The sequence below is a fragment of the Methylogaea oryzae genome (assembly GCF_019669985.1).
Classification (GTDB): Bacteria; Pseudomonadota; Gammaproteobacteria; order Methylococcales; family Methylococcaceae; genus Methylogaea; species Methylogaea oryzae.
Map to the genome: position 1 here is coordinate 4004839 of NZ_AP019782.1, position 13986 is coordinate 4018824.

Genomic DNA, 13986 nt, shown 5'->3' on the forward strand with positions numbered 1-13986 from the left:
ACCGGTTCCCCTCGCCCGCTTTTCCCTTCAAGGTGAGGGGGACTAACCGATCCCGATTTTTTCCATGGATTTATCCTTCCTTCCGTCTTCCTGGCTGTCCGGCGGCGATTTGCTGCAGTGGTCCACCACCACCGGCACAGCTTTCCTGCTGATCGCCGCCGCCGAAATCGGCGACAAAAGCCAGTTGGTTTGCATGACCCTGGCGGCCCGTTACCGGCCCTGGCCGGTGCTGCTGGGGGCCATTGCGGCGTTTGCGCTGCTCAATTTGGCGGCGGTGGTGTTCGGTGCGGTGGTGGCGGCCTGGGTGCCGCAACAGTGGGTGGCTTGCGCCGTGGCGGTATTGTTCGGCGTGTTCGGCATCCATGCGCTGCTGATCGGCGACGACGAGGAAGAGGACGAGGGCGTGAAGGCGGAGCGGAGCGGCCACAGCTTGTTCGCCACCACCTTCCTGCTCATCGTGGTGGCGGAATTCGGCGACAAGACGCAACTGGCGGTGGCCGGCTTCAGCAGCACCGCACCGCCCGCGCCGGTTTGGCTGGGGGCGACTTTGGCTTTGGCTTTTACTTCCGCCCTCGGGGTGTGGGCCGGCAGCTCGGTATTGCAGCGGTTGCCCCTGACTTTGCTGCACCGCATCAGCGGTACGGTATTTTTGTTGTTGGCTTTGGCGGCTGCTTACCGCGCCGCGCCGGCCGATTGGGCCGGCGTGGTGGGAGGATGGTTACGGCAGGCGTTGGCGGGGCTTTCCGCTTGACGCCGCCGGCGCTCACAGCTTGACCGTCTGTCCCGGCGCGGCGATGTTCGCCTGCCAATCGGTTTCGGCAAAACGCTGTTGTAGCGTTTGCATGGCTTCCGGTTCGCCGTGCACCAGATGCAGCGCCGGCTTCGCGCCGGGGAAAGCCTTGGCCCATTGCAACAATTGGGTTTGGCCGGCATGGGCGGAAAATCCGCCCAGGGTGTGGATATGGGCTTTCACGGCGATTTCCGAGCCAAGGATGGTGACCCGCTTGGCACCGTCCACCAACTTGCGGCCCAGGGTGCCGTTGGGCTGGAATCCGGCGATGACCACGTGGGTGTCTTTTTTCCAAAGGTTGTACTTGAGGTGGTGGCGGATGCGTCCGCCGGTGCACATGCCGCTGCCGGCGATGATGATGGCGCCGCCGTCCACCCGGTTGAGGGCCATGGAGTCCTCGGTGGTTTCCGAATAGGTCAGCTGCGGCAGCCACGCCCGCCAGCCCTGGGCGATGGCGCGGTCGAATTCGGCGTCGTCGTGGTTGAAGTGCTTGCGGTGGCGCAGGTAGATGGCCGTGGCGGTGATGGCCATGGGGCTGTCGAGGAACACGTTGTGCTGCGGCAGCGCGCCTTCCCGGTGGAACTTGCCCAGCCAGTAGATCAAGTCTTGGGCGCGGCCCACGGCGAAAGACGGGATCAGCACGTTGCCGCCTTTGGCGTGGGCGGCCGCCAGGATGGAGCGGAACTCCTCCAGGGTATCGTTCAGCGAGCGATGATCGCGGTCGCCGTAGGTGGACTCCAGCAGCAGCATGTCCGCGTGGGGCGGCGCTTGCGGGTCTTGCATGAGGGGGGAAAATCGATTGCCCAGGTCGCCGGAAAACACCAGGGTGCGCGGATGTTTGCCTTCGTTGACAGTGAGTTCGACAAAGGCGGCGCCGAGAATGTGGCCGGCCTGGCGGAAACGCAGCGTGACGCCGGGCAGCACTTCGGTCGGTTGCTCGTAATCCAGCGCCTGCCGCTGGCCCAGCAGCCGCTCCACGTCTTCCAGGGTATAGAGGGGTTCCACCAGCGGCTTGCCGGCCCGTTCCAGGCGCTTGTTCTCCCAGACGGTGTCCTTCATTTCCAGAAAGGCCGCGTCCTTCAACATCAGTTCCACCAGGTCGTAGCTGGGGCCGGTAAGGTAGACGGGTCCGCTGAAGCCCTCCGCTGCCAGCTTGGGCAGCAAGCCCGAGTGATCCAGGTGAGCATGGGACAACACCACCGCGTCGATGGCGCGGGGGTCGAAAGGAAAAGACCGGTGATTGAGCTGTTCGGTGGCCGGCTCCCCTTGGAACATGCCGCAATCCAGCAACAGCCGGCCGTGGCTGGTTTCCAGCAAATGGCAGGAGCCGGTAACCTGTTGCGCCGCGCCCCAGAATGTCAGTGTGGCCATGATCATGCCCTCGGTGTGGATAATGATGCTGCGACAGTTTAATTCTAGTCGGCCGCTGGCCGCCGTTTCTGCTGAAGCTTTGAGCATACAATGGCGATAACGCAACCTTAACGATCATCATGTGGAACGACATCGAGCAAGCCATACGCGGCAGCGATCCTCGCTTTAAAGCCAGGGGCCGGCAATCGGCCGGCGGCGGTTGCATCAACCAGGCTTGGCGTTTGCGGGGCGAGGAGCGCGATTATTTCGTCAAGCTCAACGACGGGGCTTTGGCCGATATGTTCGCCGCCGAAGCCGAGGGCTTGGCCGAACTGGCCGCTAGCGGCGCCGTTAAGGTTCCGACGGCGGTTTGCCACGGCGTGGCCGGCGGCAGTGCGTTCCTGGTGCTGGAATATCTGGAGTTGCGTTCCGGCGGCGGCGCGGCGGACCGCAAGCTGGGCGAACAGTTGGCGGAACTGCACCGCGTCCGCCGGCCTTATTTCGGCTGGGGACGCGACAACACCATCGGCTCCACGCCGCAGCCCAACGCCGCCGGCGAGGATTGGATCGAATTTTGGGCGGATAAGCGGCTGGGATTCCAGTTGCGCTTGGCGGCCGAGCAGGGCCACGGCGGTCGTTTGCAGCAACTGGGCGAGCGTTTAATCGCCGGTTTGCCGGCCTTGTTCGGCGGTTATCGCCCGCAGCCTTCCCTGTTGCACGGCGATTTATGGGGCGGCAATTACGCGGCGGACGCCGACGGCCGGCCGGTGATTTTCGATCCCGCTTGTTATTACGGCGACCGTGAGGCGGACTTGGCCATGACGGAATTGTTCGGCGGCTTCGGCCCGGCTTTCTACGCCGCCTATCGGGATGCGTGGCCGCTGGATGCGGGGTATGCCGTGCGCAAGACCCTTTACAACCTTTACCACATACTCAACCACCTCAATTTGTTCGGCGGCGGCTACGGCCAGCAGGCGGCGAGCATGGCTGAACGCTTGTTGGCGGAAATCGGCTGAGGCAAGGACCGTTGAAAATGGGATTGTTCACCAAGCGCTATCATCCGCCCGGCACCACCCCCGGCACGCTGACCGCGGTGACGCGGACGTCCGAACAGCGGCCGTTGCGTATTTCGCTGCTGGACTACGACGAGGACCGCATCACCGAGCTGCCGGACGCCAGCTTGGCCGATTGCATCAGCCATACGTCCGACAGCAAGGCCAGTTGGATACACGTGCAGGGCACCCCCGAACCCGAATTGCTGCATGCTTTGGGCGAGGCGTTCGGCTTGCACGGTTTGGCGCTGGAGGACGTGCTCAACAGCGGCCAGCGTCCCAAGGCCGAGGTGTACGACGGGCAGTTTTTCGTCATCATGGGCCGGCCGGTTTGGCGCGATGGCGAGTTGTCCATGGAGCAGGTCAGCCTGTTTTTGCTGGAGCGGCTGGTCATCAGTTTCCACCAGGGCGAGGGCGACCCATTCGAGCCCATTCGACGGCGCCTGCGCGGTGCGAGCAACGGCGGTTTCAACCAGCGCACGGCGGACTATTTGTACTACGCCCTCATCGACGTGGTGATCGACGAAGGTTTCCCCTTGCTGGAAATCCTGGGCGAGCGCATTGAGGACCTGGAGGACGAATTGTTGGAAAACCCCGGCCAGGGCACACTCAACGACATTCACCGTTTGAAGCGCGAATTGCTGTTGCTGCGGCGCATGTTGTGGCCGCACCGGGAAGTATTGAACGTATTGCTGCGGGAAGAGGATCGCCTCATCCAGCCGGGCATCAAGCTTTATCTGCGCGACTGCTACGACCACACCATCCACATCATGGAGCTGCTGGAAGCTTACCGCGATATGGCCGCCAGCATGTTGGACGTGTATCTCTCCAGCGTCAGCAACCGGCTCAACGAGAACATGCGCATCCTCACGGTGATCGCCACCACGTTCATGCCGCTGACCTTTATCGCCGGCTTGTACGGCATGAATTTCGACCGCGCCAGTCCTTGGAACATGCCGGAACTGGGTTGGCGATACGGCTATCCGGCGGTGGTGACGGTGATGGTGGTGGTCATGATCGGCATGGTGGGATATTTCCGCCGCAAGGATTGGCTGTAGCCGTGGGGGAGGTCATACGTTTCAAGCGGCCCAAGGCGTCGGAAAAGCACGCCGGCCGTGGGCTATGCGCCAGCGGCTTCCACAAATGGGAGGTGGATAAAAACAAACCGTTCGAGGTGCGCCAGGGGCGCTTGATGTCCGTCTACCGCTGCGTCCGCTGCGGCGCCAGCAAAGTGGAGGCGCGTTAGTGCCGGGGCTTTGGCCGGTGGGAGGAGGTCCGAAGGTCGGTTGGCGGCCGGTGCTACTGCTGTTGGCCCTCTGCGGGGTGATAGTCGGCGTGGCCGGAGTGACGTTCCACCACGTATCCGGCACGCTGAAGTCGCAGTTGCGCGATGAATTGGACGCTGTGGCGGAATTCAAGTCGAAACAGACGGCGGAATGGATCGAAGAACACCGCCAACGGGCCGCCGATTTGGCTCGCATGCCTTTTTTCGTCGATGCGGTGCGCCAATGGCGGCATACGCCCGATGCCGTCATGGAACGGCGTCTGGTGCAGCGCTTGGCGACTTTGCGCACTTCCCGCGACTTTCACGCCGCCGGCATCGCGCTGTTCAGCCCCGACGGGGAGCCGTTGCTTTCCACCGGACTCGGCGGCTCCAGCGACGACGATTTTCCGAAGTTGATGCGCCAGGCGGCGGAGCGGACGGATGCCGTTTTCGTCGATTTGCATCTGGAAGCCCAGGGGGGGCCGGTGGCGATGCATTTCGTCGCGGCTATACGGGACGGCGATGCGCGACAGGTGGAGCCGCTGGGATATTTGTTCTATACCATGAATCCCGCCGACGAGCTGTTCCCGCTGGTGCAATCCTGGCCGCGGCGCAGCGCTAGCGCGGAAACCCTCATCGTTCGGCGCGAGGGTGGGGAGGTGGTGTTTCTCAACACCCTGCGCCACGGGCAAGCGCCGCCGCTCAGTTTGCGGCTGCCCTTGGTTCTAAGCGAGTTGCCCGCCGCCCAGGCGATATTGCACGGTCCCGGCGTGTACGAGGGCCGCGATCACCGGGGCGTTCCGGTGATCGCGGCCGCCCGCCCCGTCGGCGGAACGCCGTGGCTGTTGGTGGCGAAAATCGACCGCGACGAGGTTTACGGCGACATCGAACGGTTGTTTGTCGTCAGCGTCGTTTTCGCGTTGCTGGCCATCGGCGTGGTGGGCGTATTGCTACGCCTGCATTGGCGGCAGCTGCGCTTGCGGGAAATCTTGGCGGAGCGGACCCAGCTGCAGGCCATAGCCGCCAGCGTCCCGGGCGTGATTTATTCCTTTCGCCGGCGGCCCGATGGGAGCACCAGCTTGCCGTTCGCCAGCCAGGCGTTGGAGGACGTCATGGGGGTTTCGCGGGAATCGGTGGCCGAGGATGCCGGTGCGCTGTTCGCCATAGCGCACCCCGACGATGTGGCGGGGCTGTTGGACGGTATCGGCGAATCGGCCCGTTCGCTCACCGCTTGGCACGAGGAGTGGCGCATCGCCCATCCCCGCAAAGGCGAGGTATGGCTGGAAGCTCAGTCCATGCCGATTCGCGAGCCGGACGGTTCCGTTTTGTGGCACGGTTTCGTGCAGGACGTGACGGAACGTAAGCAGGTCCAGGTGGCGCTGGCGGAGAGCCAGGAAAGGCTGACCAGGAGCCATGTCTACGGCGGCATCGGCACTTGGGAGGCGGATCTCGTTTTCGGCCGGCAGATTTGGTCGGACGCCGTTACGCAGGTTTTGGGTTTCCCGCCGCTGGTGAATCCGAGTTGGAAGGATTTTTTGTCCGTGGTGCATCCGGACGACCGGCGCTTGGTGCTGGAGGCGACCCAGGCTCATATCGAAGGCCGCGGACCCTACGAGGTCGAATATCGAATTACCGGAAGCGACGGCAGGGAACGCTGGATACGATCGGCCGGCTCGGCGGAATTCGATCGAGACGGCAATGCGGTTCGCATGCGCGGCATCGCGCAGGATATCACCCAGCGTAAAACGGCGGAGCTGGCGATGCGGCGCCACGAGGCGACGCTGCGCGCGATCATCGATACGGCGCTGGATGCGGTGGTGCAAATGGACGCGGCCGGCCGCATCATCGGATGGAACGACCACGCGCAGTCGATTTTCGGCTGGACCCGGGAGGAGGCCGTAGGCCGGCTGCTGCACGAGACCATCATCCCGCCCGGCGCTCGCGACGACCATGTCCAGGGATTGGAGACTTACTTGGCGACGGCGGTGGGGCCGATCCTCAATACCCGCATCGAGGTGGCCGCGCTGCATCGGCAGGGGCACGAATTTTTCATCGAATTGGCGATCACCGCCGTCGGCGAGGCCGGCTCGGAGGAGTTCTGCGCGTTCATCCGCGATATCAGCGAACGCAAGCGCGCGGATGCGCTGCTGCGGCAGAGCGATCAGCGGTTTCGTACCCTGTTCGAGTCCTCGCCGGACCCGTTGTGGATCATTCAGGACGGACGGTTCGTGCAATGCAACCAGGCCGCTGTGGAGATACTGGATTATCCCGACAAGGAGACGGTGCTGAGTCGCCGCCCGGCCGAGCTTTCGCCGGCGAAACAACCTGACGGGGAGGATTCCCAAACCAAGGCTGACCGCATGTTGGCCATCGCGCGCGAAGAGGGCATCAATCGGTTCGAGTGGACGCATTGCCGCCGGGACGGCAGCACGTTCCCCGCGGAGGTGACGTTGTCGGCGTTCACGCTGGACGATGCTCCGGCGCTCTACTGTACCTGGCGCGATATCAGCACGCGCAAGCAGGCGGAGGAATCCATGCGCTTGGCGTCGTTGGTGTACGAGCACAGCAGCGAAGCCATGGTGGTGACCGACGGGGAGGGAACGATACTGTCCGTCAATCCGGCCTTTACCCAAGTTACCGGTTACTCGGCGCAGGAGGTGTTGGGGAAAAACCCGAAAATTCTCAGTTCCGGCCTGCACGATGCGGCGTTTTATCGGGCCATGTGGGAGGCGATCCAATCCACCGGCCAGTGGCAGGGGGAGATTTGGAACCGGCGCAAGAACGGCGAGTTGTACGCGGAATGGCTCACCATCAACACCATCGTCGGCGAAGACGGCGAAATTCATCGCCGGGTGGCGTTGTTCACCGATATTTCGGAGAAGAAGGCGTCGGACGAGTTGATTTGGAAGCAGGCCAATTTCGATTTCCTCACCGGCCTGCCGAACCGCCGCATGTTCCAGGACCGGCTGGCGCAGGAAATGAAGCTGGCCGCGCGCGACGGCCTGCCCTTGGTGCTGTTTTTCCTTGATCTGGACCACTTCAAGGAGGTCAACGACACGCTGGGCCACGCCATGGGAGACGAGTTGCTGACGCAGGTGGCGGGGCGTTTGGTGGGCGATGTGCGGGCGTCGGACACCGTGGCCCGTTTGGGCGGCGATGAATTTACCGTGATTTTGGGCGGCTGCGACAAGGTCGCGGGCATCGACCTGATCGCCCAGGACATTCTCCGGACCCTGTCGGAACCGTTCCAATTGGGACAGGAGCGCGTGTATGTGTCGGCCAGTCTCGGCATCACCATCTATCCGGACGACGCCGACGACGTGGATACGCTGCTTAAGAACGCCGACCAGGCCATGTACGCGGCCAAAGCCGAGGGACGCGGCCGTTATCGCTATTTCACCCGCTTCATGCAGGAGGCGGCGAAAATCCGGGGCCAGTTGGCGGCGGATTTGCGGGGAGCCCTTTCGGCGGGGCAATTCGAGGTCTATTACCAGCCCATCGTGGATATGGCCAACGGCCGGGTGGTCAAGGCGGAAGCGTTGATTCGTTGGCACAACCCCCGCTGCGGTTTGGTCAGCCCCGCGGCGTTCATTCCCATCGCCGAGGAGACGGGACTCATCGTGGAGATCGGCGATTGGGTGTTTCGCGAGGCGGCGCGCCAAGCGGCGGCGTGGCGCGCCGCGCACGATCCGGCGTTCCAGATCAGCGTCAACAAGTCGCCGGCGCAATTCCGCAGCGATCAAGACATGCACCCGGCGTGGATCGAGTTTTTGCGGGAGCTGGATTTGCCGGGCGAAAGCATCGTGGTGGAAATCACCGAGGGACTGCTGATGGAAGGCGGCGGCGATAAGCTGCTGGCGTTCCGGGAGGCGGGCCTTCAGATCGCCATCGACGATTTCGGTACCGGTTACTCGTCGTTGTCCTACCTTAAGAAATTCGATATCGATTATTTGAAGATCGATCAATCGTTCGTTCGTAATTTGGCGCCGGACGGCGAAGACATCGCCTTGTGCGAGGCCATCGTCGTCATGGCCCACAGGCTTGGGCTCAAGGTGGTGGCGGAAGGGGTGGAGACCGACGAGCAGCGCCGGCTGTTGGCCGCGGCGGGCTGCGATTACGGACAGGGCTATCTGTTCGCCAAGCCGTTGCCGGCGGCTGCGTTCGGCGAACTATTGCAACGCCGGGATGGCGCCGACGGGGCCGGTTCCGCAAGTTCGGCTTAATTCCCCGGTCGCTTGCCGGTAAACTAGCGCGTTATTCCACCGTTAGCGAACACTTCATGAGCCGTTCCGAAACCAACACGCCGGTCGTCCTGGAACCCGGCAAGGACTACCGCAGCAAACAGGACATCGCTCTGCACGAGGACATCGTGCAATATTACAAGGAGTGTTATTGGGATTACCGCACGTCCTGGCTGGACTCCCACAACTTGGCTATCCACTACGGTTATTGGGACGAGAACACCAAGTCCCATAGCCAGTCCCTCGTCGACATGAATCGCCTGCTGGCCGATACCGCCGCCATTCAGCCGGGGGAAAAGGTGCTGGACGCCGGTTGCGGCATCGGCGGCAGCAGCATTTGGCTGGCGGAGAACCGCGGCGCCCAAGTGACCGGCATTACCTTGAGTCCGGAGCAATTGGCGATGGCTCGCGCCAACGCCAAGCGGCGCGGCGTATCCGACCGGGTGGAATTCCAGTTGGCCGATTACTGCGCGACGCCGTTCGCGGACGCTTCGTTCGACGTGGTGTGGGGATTAGAGAGCGTTTGTTACGCCTTGAGCAAGGCGGACTTTATTCGCGAGGCTTTTCGCGTGCTCAAGCCCGGCGGGCGCTTGGTTACGGCCGACGGTTTCGCCTTGAGGCGAGAATATTCCGAAGACGAGTGGCGCGTGATTCGTATCTGCCTGGACGGCTGGGCTATCCCGAACCTGGCGCTGCCGGAGGATTTCCGCGCGCATTTGCAGGAGGCGGGATTCGCGGATATCCGCTATCGCGATATCAGCGCCAACACCTTGCCCTCGGCGCGGCGCATGTACGTTACCGCGCTGTTGACTTACCCCATGCAACGGATTATGGCGTGGCTGCGTCTCCGCACTTCCGCCCAAAGCGGCAATTTCTACACGGCGCTTAACCAATACCGCATTTTTCGCGACGAAATGGCCGGTTACGGCCTGTTTTGCGCGGTGAAGCCGAAGCCGGCCAAATCGCTGTTCGCGTTCTGGCGTTGAGGGCGGGGCGGATGTCGGGGCGGGTTTAACCGCCCTTGGGCGGCGCTTGCGGGATATCTTCGACGTGCAGTTGGAATAGGCCGCGACGGCGGTCCGCGAAGAAATGCCGCAGGGTGCGCCGCATGGTTTCGAAGGCCAGCTCGTCCCAGGGTATCTCCTCTTCACGGAATAGCTGCGTTTCAAGGGTTTCTACCCCCGGCGAAAACACCGGCGCGGTCAGGCGGGCGCGGAACAGCATTTGTACGTGGGAAACGTGGGGCAGGGTGATGACGGTGTGCAGCTCGTCCAGCTCCACCTCGGCGTTGGCTTCTTCCCTGGTTTCCCGGCGCGCGGCGTCGCTCAAGGTTTCTCCCTGCTCCATGAACCCCGCCGGCAGCGTCCATAGGCCGTGGCGGGGTTCGATGGCGCGGCGGCATAGCAGCAACTTGTCTTCCCACACCGGAATGCAACCGGCGACGATCTTTGGATTGAGGTAGTGGATCGTGTCGCAGGCGGTGCAAATATGCCGTTCGCGGTTGTCGCCGTCGGGTATCGCATAATGCACGGGAGCGCCGCAGTGGCTGCAATAGTTCATGGCATTACTTACCCACGCAAAAGGTCGAAAAGATGTGGCCCAGCAGGTCGTCGGCGCTGACGGTGCCGGTGATTTCGCCGAGGGCGTCATGCGCCAGACGCAGTTGTTCGGCGATGAGCTCGGGGCCGTCCGCCGCGGTTAATGCCACGGCGTCGGCCAAGTGGTCGCGGCAGCGGGTCAAGGCGTCGAGGTGGCGGCGGCGAGCGATGAACAGCCCTTCGCCTTCGGCTTGGAAGCTGGCGGCTTGCTTGAGATGCTGCTTGAGCGCGTCTATGCCCGCGCCGGTTTTCGCGGAGAGGTGGATGTGCACGACGTCGCCCTCGCTGCGGATGCCCGGCGGGGAGCGGGTCAGGTCGACCTTGTTGTGGATGCGCGTGATGGGTATGTCCGGCGGGAGGTCGAGGGCCGAGGCGTCGGCGGCTGTTTCGTGGCTGGCGTCGACGATGTGCAGGATGCGGTTGGCCTTGGCCATGTGGCTCCTGGCGCGGCGCACGCCTTCTTGTTCCACCGGATCGTCGGTTCGGCGCAGGCCTGCGGTGTCGATGATGTGCAACGGCATGCCGTCGATCTGGATCGGTTCGCGCAGGACGTCGCGGGTGGTGCCGGGCACGTCGGTGACGATGGCGCTGTCGCGGCCGCTCAAGGCGTTCAGTAAGCTGGATTTGCCGCTGTTGGGCCTGCCGGCGAGAACGACCGTGTAACCCTCCCGCAGTATGACGCCTTGGCGGGTTTGCGCCAGTAGCGTGTCGAGCGCGTGGAGATTCGCTTCGATGTGCCGCGCCAAGGCGGCGGCTTCGAGATAGTCGATGTCCTCGTCGGAGAAATCCAGCGCCGCTTCGATTTGCACCCGCAGTTGGATAAGGGCTCGCGCGAGGCCGTCCACCTGTTGCGAGAAAACGCCTTCCAGGGAATGACGGGCCGAACGTAATGCGAGGTCGGTGGTGGCGTTAATGAGGTCGGCGACCGCTTCCGCCTGCGCTAAGTCCAGCTTGCCGTTGAGAAAAGCCCGTTGGGTGAATTCGCCCGGGTTGGCCAGTCTTGCGCCCAACTCCATGGCCCGACGCAATAAATGGTCGGCGATCAAGGGGTTGCCGTGGCATTGCAGCTCCAGCGTGTCCTGGCCGGTGTAGGAGCGGGGGGCGGGAAAATAGAGCGCGATGCCCTGGTCGATGGCGTCGCCGTCGGCGCTTAGGAAAGACGTGTAGATTGCCTGGCGGGGCTCGGGAACCCGGCCCAGCAGGCCGGCAAGAACGCCGCCCAGGTCGCGTCCGGATAGACGAACCACGGCCACCCCGCCGCGACCTGGCGGCGTGGCGACGGCGGCGATGGTGTCGTCGAAAGGAAGGTCCAGAACGTTACGCGGTTTTTTCGATCTGTCGGGTGATGTACCACTGCTGGACGATGGACAGGGAGTTGTTCACCACCCAGTACAGCACCAAACCCGACGGGAAGAAGGCGAAGAAGATGGTGAAAATGAAGGGAAACATCTTCATCACGCGTTCCTGAACCGGATCCATGGTGCTGGGATTCAGCTTCTGCTGGATATACATGCTGATGCCCATCAGCACCGGCAGCAGGAAGTAGGGGTCCTTGGCGGACAGATCGGTCAGCCACAACAGGAACGGCGCTTGGCGCAACTCCACGCTTTCGGCCAATACCCAGTAAAGGGAGATGAATACCGGGATCTGTATCAGGATCGGCAAACAGCCGCCCAGGGGGTTGACCTTTTCTTCCCGGTACAACTCCATCATGGCCTGGTTGTAGCGCTGCTTGTCCTCGCCGTAGCGATCCTTCAGGATCTTCAGGCGCGGCTGCAATTTGCGCATATTGGCCATGGAGCGGTAGCTGGCTTCCGACAGCTTGAAGAACATCAGCTTGATGACGAAGGTCACAGAGATGATGGACCAGCCCCAGTTGTTGTAGATGCCGTGGAATTTATCCAGCAACCAGAAAATGGGCTTGGCGATAAAGGTCAGCACGCCGAAGTCGACGGTCAGTTCCAGGCCGGGTGCGATGGCTTCCAAATCCTTCTGGATCTTGGGGCCTACGTACAGCGTGAACTGCGTGTTATAGCGTTCGCCCGGGAGAACTTCATGGTCGGCGGTGTAGGCGCCGATTAAATAGCGCTGCTCGCCGAGGTCCTTGGTGTAATAGGTGTTGTTTTCGCCGGCCGGCGGAATCCACGCGGCCAGAAAATAGTGCTGGATCATGGCCAACCAGCCGTCCTTGACGGTGCGGTTGAGGTTGTCGTCCGCCATGTCGTCGAAGGTGACCTTCTTGTATTTGTCCTCGGCGTTGTAATAGACGCCGCCGGTGTAGGTGCGCACCAGCTGGGATTCGCTGCCTTTGTCCGGGCGCTTGCGCTGCAGCTGGGCATATTGGCGCGCGTGCCAGGATTTGTCGGATTGGTTTTGCACCTCGTGTTCCACCGCGACGGTATAGCTGCCGCGCTTGAAAACGTAGGTTTTGGTGACGCTGAGGCCGGACTTGTCGGTCCAGGTCAGAGGAACACGCAACGTGTCCTGGCCGTCCGCCAAGCGGTAGGCGTTGGCGGCGGCTTTCCATTGCGCCTGATGGTTGGGCGCGGCGCCTTCGGCGAGGAATCCGCTTTGGGCGATGAAACGCAGGCTGGGTTCGTCGCTCATCAGACGTACCGGCTTTTCCGGGTGGTCTTTTTCCTGGGCGTAGGCCAACAAGTCGACCAGGCGCACGTCGCCGCCGGTGGTGTCCAGTTCCAGAGTCAATAGGTCGGTGGCGACGCGGATGCGCTGGCCGGAGACCGCGCCCGCTTCGCCGCCGCTGGGTGCGCTGCCCGGAACGTTCGGAGCGGCCGTGCCCGCGGCGGCGGCTATGGCGGCGGGATTTTTCGGGCCATAGTCTATCTGCCATGCCTCGTAGAGCGAGTACACGAGAAAGGCGAAAAGGATGAAGAGGACGAACCTTAAATTATCCATAGTGAGTTGAGCTCTTTTCGGGTACGGGGTCGAGGCCGCCGGGATGCCACGGGTGGCAGCGCAGCAGTCGGCGAGTGGTCAAATACAGGCCACGCATTGCGCCAAAACGCTCGACGGCGGTTAGGGCATAGCAGGAGCAGGTGGGGTGAAAACGGCAATGGTAGCCGACCCACGGACTAAGGAAGTAGCGGTAGGCCTTAATTAGCCACAGCAACAGGATGCGCATGACTCGTCGAGGGAAACCAGATTCGCGCCAAGGCTGCGCGCAACAATGCGTTATCCGCCGTAGCGGCGGAAGCTTTGACGATGACCACCAGATCGTGGGACGGCATGGCCAGCTTGCCTAAACGGAAAGCTTCGCGGATGACACGTTTGACACGGTTTCGTTGCACGGCGGTTTTTATGTTTTTTTTTGCCACTACGAGTCCAAGGCGCGCGTGCGTCAGATCGTTCGGCCGAGCCAGGACGGTGAAGTATCGGTCGGACGATCTTGCCGCGCCAGCGAACACTCGGCTGTAGTCCCCTGCGCTGAGCAGGCGGTCGCTACGGCTGAATCGAGTATGTTCGCCGGTCAGCGGCGACACGGTTGTTAGGCGCTCAGACGCTTGCGGCCTTTGGCGCGGCGGGCGCTGATTACCGCACGGCCGCCCTTGGTGCTCATGCGGGCGCGGAAACCGTGGGTTCTGGCGCGGCGGATTTTGCTGGGCTGGTACGTTCTTTTCATCTTGGCTGGCCGTTTTGGTGTGGTGTTTGGAGAAATTTACTAAGACCTGAC

Annotated in this window: 13 protein-coding genes; 6 read left to right on the plus strand and 7 right to left on the minus strand. The window is 62.6% G+C overall.

Annotation, left to right across the window (positions count from 1 at the left end):
* Window positions 1–64 precede the first annotated feature (64 nt).
* Entirely contained in the window at window positions 65–751 is a 687-nt protein-coding gene (locus K5607_RS17895; protein ID WP_221047820.1) for a TMEM165/GDT1 family protein, read from the plus strand.
* A 12-nt stretch (window positions 752–763) separates the two neighbouring features.
* On the opposite strand, the gene K5607_RS17900 is transcribed toward K5607_RS17895, so the two are convergent.
* Window positions 764–2161, minus strand: coding sequence for an MBL fold metallo-hydrolase RNA specificity domain-containing protein (locus K5607_RS17900; protein WP_221047821.1), 1398 nt, complete (start codon window positions 2159–2161; stop codon window positions 764–766).
* A 119-nt stretch (window positions 2162–2280) separates the two neighbouring features.
* Here K5607_RS17900 and K5607_RS17905 point away from each other — a divergent pair, with 119 nt between their 5' ends.
* The 5 genes from K5607_RS17905 to K5607_RS17925 are packed head-to-tail and all read left to right on the plus strand — an operon-like array spanning window position 2281 to window position 9683.
* Window positions 2281–3156 carry a fructosamine kinase family protein gene (locus K5607_RS17905; RefSeq protein WP_054772960.1) on the plus strand — a complete coding sequence of 292 codons (876 nt, stop codon included), beginning with the start codon at window positions 2281–2283 and terminating at the stop codon, window positions 3154–3156.
* 17 nt (window positions 3157–3173) lie between these two features.
* The gene (corA, locus tag K5607_RS17910; protein ID WP_054772968.1) at window positions 3174–4250 is read left to right on the plus strand and encodes a magnesium/cobalt transporter CorA; all 1077 of its coding nucleotides are present in this window, start codon (window positions 3174–3176) and stop codon (window positions 4248–4250) included.
* A gap of 2 nt (window positions 4251–4252) precedes the next feature.
* Window positions 4253–4438 carry a hypothetical protein gene (locus tag K5607_RS17915; RefSeq protein WP_054772961.1) on the plus strand — a complete coding sequence of 62 codons (186 nt, stop codon included), beginning with the start codon at window positions 4253–4255 and terminating at the stop codon, window positions 4436–4438.
* A gap of 50 nt (window positions 4439–4488) precedes the next feature.
* Window positions 4489–8679: a PAS domain S-box protein gene (locus K5607_RS17920; protein ID WP_221047822.1), complete on the plus strand. Its 4191-nt coding sequence runs from the start codon at window positions 4489–4491 to the stop codon at window positions 8677–8679.
* Between the two features lie 56 nt (window positions 8680–8735).
* On the plus strand, window positions 8736–9683 hold the full coding sequence (locus tag K5607_RS17925) for a methyltransferase domain-containing protein (RefSeq protein ID WP_054772965.1): 948 nt from the start codon (window positions 8736–8738) through the stop codon (window positions 9681–9683).
* A 25-nt stretch (window positions 9684–9708) separates the two neighbouring features.
* Here K5607_RS17925 and K5607_RS17930 read toward each other — a convergent pair whose 3' ends face one another.
* The 6 genes from K5607_RS17930 to rpmH are packed head-to-tail and all read right to left on the minus strand — an operon-like array spanning window position 9709 to window position 13935.
* Window positions 9709–10257, minus strand: coding sequence for an NUDIX hydrolase (locus tag K5607_RS17930; RefSeq protein WP_221047823.1), 549 nt, complete (start codon window positions 10255–10257; stop codon window positions 9709–9711).
* A gap of 4 nt (window positions 10258–10261) precedes the next feature.
* Window positions 10262–11608, minus strand: a complete 1347-nt coding sequence (gene mnmE / locus K5607_RS17935; protein ID WP_054772966.1) for a tRNA uridine-5-carboxymethylaminomethyl(34) synthesis GTPase MnmE — start codon at window positions 11606–11608, stop codon at window positions 10262–10264.
* A gap of 4 nt (window positions 11609–11612) precedes the next feature.
* A complete protein-coding gene (gene yidC / locus K5607_RS17940) occupies window positions 11613–13211 on the minus strand; it encodes a membrane protein insertase YidC (RefSeq protein WP_221047824.1) in 1599 nt (532 codons plus the stop codon).
* On the minus strand, window positions 13204–13437 hold the full coding sequence (gene yidD, locus K5607_RS17945; RefSeq protein WP_082411342.1) for a membrane protein insertion efficiency factor YidD: 234 nt from the start codon (window positions 13435–13437) through the stop codon (window positions 13204–13206). Before yidD ends, yidC begins: the two co-directional genes overlap by 8 nt.
* Window positions 13409–13795: a ribonuclease P protein component gene (gene rnpA, locus K5607_RS17950; protein WP_246598917.1), complete on the minus strand. Its 387-nt coding sequence runs from the start codon at window positions 13793–13795 to the stop codon at window positions 13409–13411. The genes yidD and rnpA overlap by 29 nt, the downstream gene beginning before the upstream one ends.
* Before the next feature lie 5 nt (window positions 13796–13800).
* The gene (gene rpmH / locus K5607_RS17955; RefSeq protein WP_221047825.1) at window positions 13801–13935 is read right to left on the minus strand and encodes a 50S ribosomal protein L34; all 135 of its coding nucleotides are present in this window, start codon (window positions 13933–13935) and stop codon (window positions 13801–13803) included.
* Window positions 13936–13986: the final 51 nt, after the last annotated feature.